Raw genomic sequence first — 2595 nt, 5'->3', positions numbered from 1 at the left:
ATCACGGGCTGTCGCTGTGTAGAGTTTGGGACCTGACACCACACCCCAGCGCCACGCACCTCGCGCCGGGATTCCCTTTCTGATTACGCGCCACAGCCTCGAAGAGGTTGTGCGGACGCCCCTCCCCGTCGGCCCTCGGCTCCGTGCGCAAGACATCGGCAACCCTGTCCCCGGCTTTGCGGAACCTGCCCCACATGCTGACCACCTTCCCCCTGTGCTCCTGCCGTGCCCGGTCATTCATCTCCCGGTCACCAACGTAAAGTTGGAGAACCTGTGACAGAAGGGGGACGGTACGGTGAAGCGCTTCTCACGGCTCGAACAGATCCGCCAAATGGACCCGTACGAGCAGGCTACAGAGATCTACCGGCTCAGCGTGGCGTACGAGTTCCCCTGGGACTTCACACGCGCGCTGGAGCTGGCCCTGTACCGCACGTACGCCGTACCGGGCATCGGCCGGCTGCTCGCGCGCACGGCGGAGCTCACGGACCGGACGCAGAAGCGCTACGACGACACCTCGCTGCTCCTGGACGCCATCGTCGAGCACGGATTCGGCAGTGACCGGGGCCGGACCGCGATCCGCCGCATCAACCAGATGCACCGCAGCTACGACATCAGCGACGACGACATGCGCTACGTGCTCTGCACGTTCGTCGTGATGCCGAAACGGTGGATCGACGCCTACGGCTGGCGCAGGCTGTCACGCCACGAGACCGTCGCCAGTGTCGTCCACTACCGCACGCTGGGCCGGCACATGGGCATCAAGGACATCTCCGAGACCTACGAGGAGTTCGAGACCTGCCTCGACTCCTACGAAGCCGCCCGATTCGCCTGGGACGAGGACGCCCGGCGCGTCTCGGACGCCACACTCGACCTGATGGCCTCCTGGTACCCCGGCCCGCTCGCACCCCTGCTCCGCACCACGACTCTCGCGCTGCTCGACGACTCCCTGCTGCGCGCCTTCCGGTACAGCCCGCCGAGTGCCACCACGCGCGTGTGGGTGCGTCGCGCCGTCCGGCTCCGGGGCCGTGCCGTCCGCCTGCTGCCGCCCCGGCGCGCCCCGCACTTCGCCCGCCAGAACCGGGAGATCAAGAGCTACCCGTACGGCTACCGGATCGCCGACCTCGGCACCCGCCCGGTGCCGGGCCTCGGGGGCTGTCCCGTGCGGCACGCGGCGCCGGACGCGGAGGCCGGGTGACGCGGCGGTCACTCCTCGCGCACGGCGAGTGCGAGGAATCGGGAGTCCTCGTCGACGTACGACGTCAGACGCCACCCGGAACCGGCCAGGAGCGGACGGAGGCTGGGTTCGGCACGCAGGTCTTCCGGGGTGAGCGGGCGACCGTGACGAGCCGCGAGAGCCGCCCTGCCGATCGGGTGGAACAGCGCCAGCACCCCGCCCGGGCGCACCACGCGGGCCAGCTCCCGCAGGTTCTCGGCCGGGTTCCCGAGGTGCGAGATGAGGCCCGCCCCGAACACGGCGTCCAGTGACCGCGAGCGCAGGGGCAACGCGGCGACGTCCGTGAGCAGCAACTGTCCGTCATGGTCCCGCCCGGCCCGTACAGCCGCCCGCAGCATGGCCGGCGTCAGGTCGGCCCCGAGGACCACCCCCGAGGCCCCCACGGCGGCTCGCAGCGGTGGCAGGGCGCGTCCTGTGCCGCACCCCGCGTCGAGCACCCGGTCGCCCGTCCGCAGCCCGAGCTCGGCGACCGCGGCCGCGTAGGCAGGCCCGTCGTCCGGGAACCGGCTGTCCCAGTCGGCGGCGCGGGCTGTGAAGAACTCCTGAACACGCGTCTGCTCGTCGCTCATGTACCGCATGATTCCTCACCGGTACGGATGACGCTCCACCCGCACGTATGACGCTCCACAGGCACGGATGACATCTCAGCGCACACGTTCGAGCATGACCCGATCGTTGCGGTACATCCTTGGGTCGTATTCCAGCACCTTTCGAACTGCGCCCCCTTCGCGAGCCCCTGCCGGGGCTAGCGTCCCGGGGCCATGGGACACCTGGACCACGCAGCCCTGGGGTGGCTGACCCCCGCACTGTCGTACGTGATGGCCTGCATAGGCGCCGCGCTCGGTCTGCGCTGCACCGTCCGCGCGCTCGCCACCACCGGGCGCTCGCGCCGCAACTGGCTCGTCACCGCAGCCTCGGCGATCGGTACCGGCATCTGGACCATGCACTTCGTGGCCATGCTCGGTTTCGGCGTCACCGGCACCGACATCCGCTACGACGTGCCGCTCACTCTCCTGAGCCTGCTCGTCGCCATGGTCGTCGTCTGCGCCGGTGTCTTCGCCGTCGGCTACAGCAAGGACCGCGGCCGGGCCCTCCTCGTCGGCGGGCTCACCACCGGCCTCGGCGTCGCGAGCATGCACTACCTGGGCATGGCGGCCGTCCGGCTGCACGGCGACGTGACCTACGACCCGCTGCTCGTCGGACTCTCCGTCCTCATCGCCGTCGTCGCCGCGACGGCGGCTCTGTGGGCGGCCCTCAACATCAAGTCGCCCGTGGCGGTCACCATCGCCTCCCTGATCATGGGCGCGGCCGTCAGCAGCATGCACTACACCGGGATGTTCGCGGTGGGCGTGCGTGTGGAG

The 2595-nt window shown here is 70.1% G+C and carries 3 protein-coding genes; 2 read left to right on the top strand and 1 reads right to left on the bottom strand.

Annotated elements, in window-relative coordinates; genetic code table 11:
• The first annotated feature begins 295 nt into the window (after window positions 1-295).
• Window positions 296-1195, top strand: coding sequence for an oxygenase MpaB family protein (locus ABZ281_RS45590; protein WP_356664294.1), 900 nt, complete (start codon window positions 296-298; stop codon window positions 1193-1195).
• A gap of 8 nt (window positions 1196-1203) precedes the next feature.
• Here the strand turns inward: ABZ281_RS45590 and ABZ281_RS45585 are convergent, their stop codons facing one another.
• A complete protein-coding gene (locus tag ABZ281_RS45585) occupies window positions 1204-1803 on the bottom strand; it encodes a class I SAM-dependent methyltransferase (protein WP_356664292.1) in 600 nt (199 codons plus the stop codon).
• Between the two features lie 192 nt (window positions 1804-1995).
• Here ABZ281_RS45585 and ABZ281_RS45580 point away from each other — a divergent pair.
• On the top strand, window positions 1996-2595 hold a 600-nt coding region (locus tag ABZ281_RS45580; protein WP_356664290.1), incomplete at its 3' end, for an MHYT domain-containing protein.

The organism is Streptomyces sp. NPDC006265, assembly GCF_040613555.1.
In the GTDB taxonomy this organism is placed as follows: Bacteria; Actinomycetota; Actinomycetes; order Streptomycetales; family Streptomycetaceae; genus Streptomyces.
Note: the sequence above shows the minus strand (reverse complement) of the source record. Positions and strands in the feature narration are given on the sequence as shown.

Coding starts and splice junctions, on each gene's coding strand:
- ABZ281_RS45585 (WP_356664292.1), bottom strand. CDS start 1,803: ATGAGCGACGAGCAGACGCGTGTTCAGGAGTTCTTCACAGCCCGCGCC.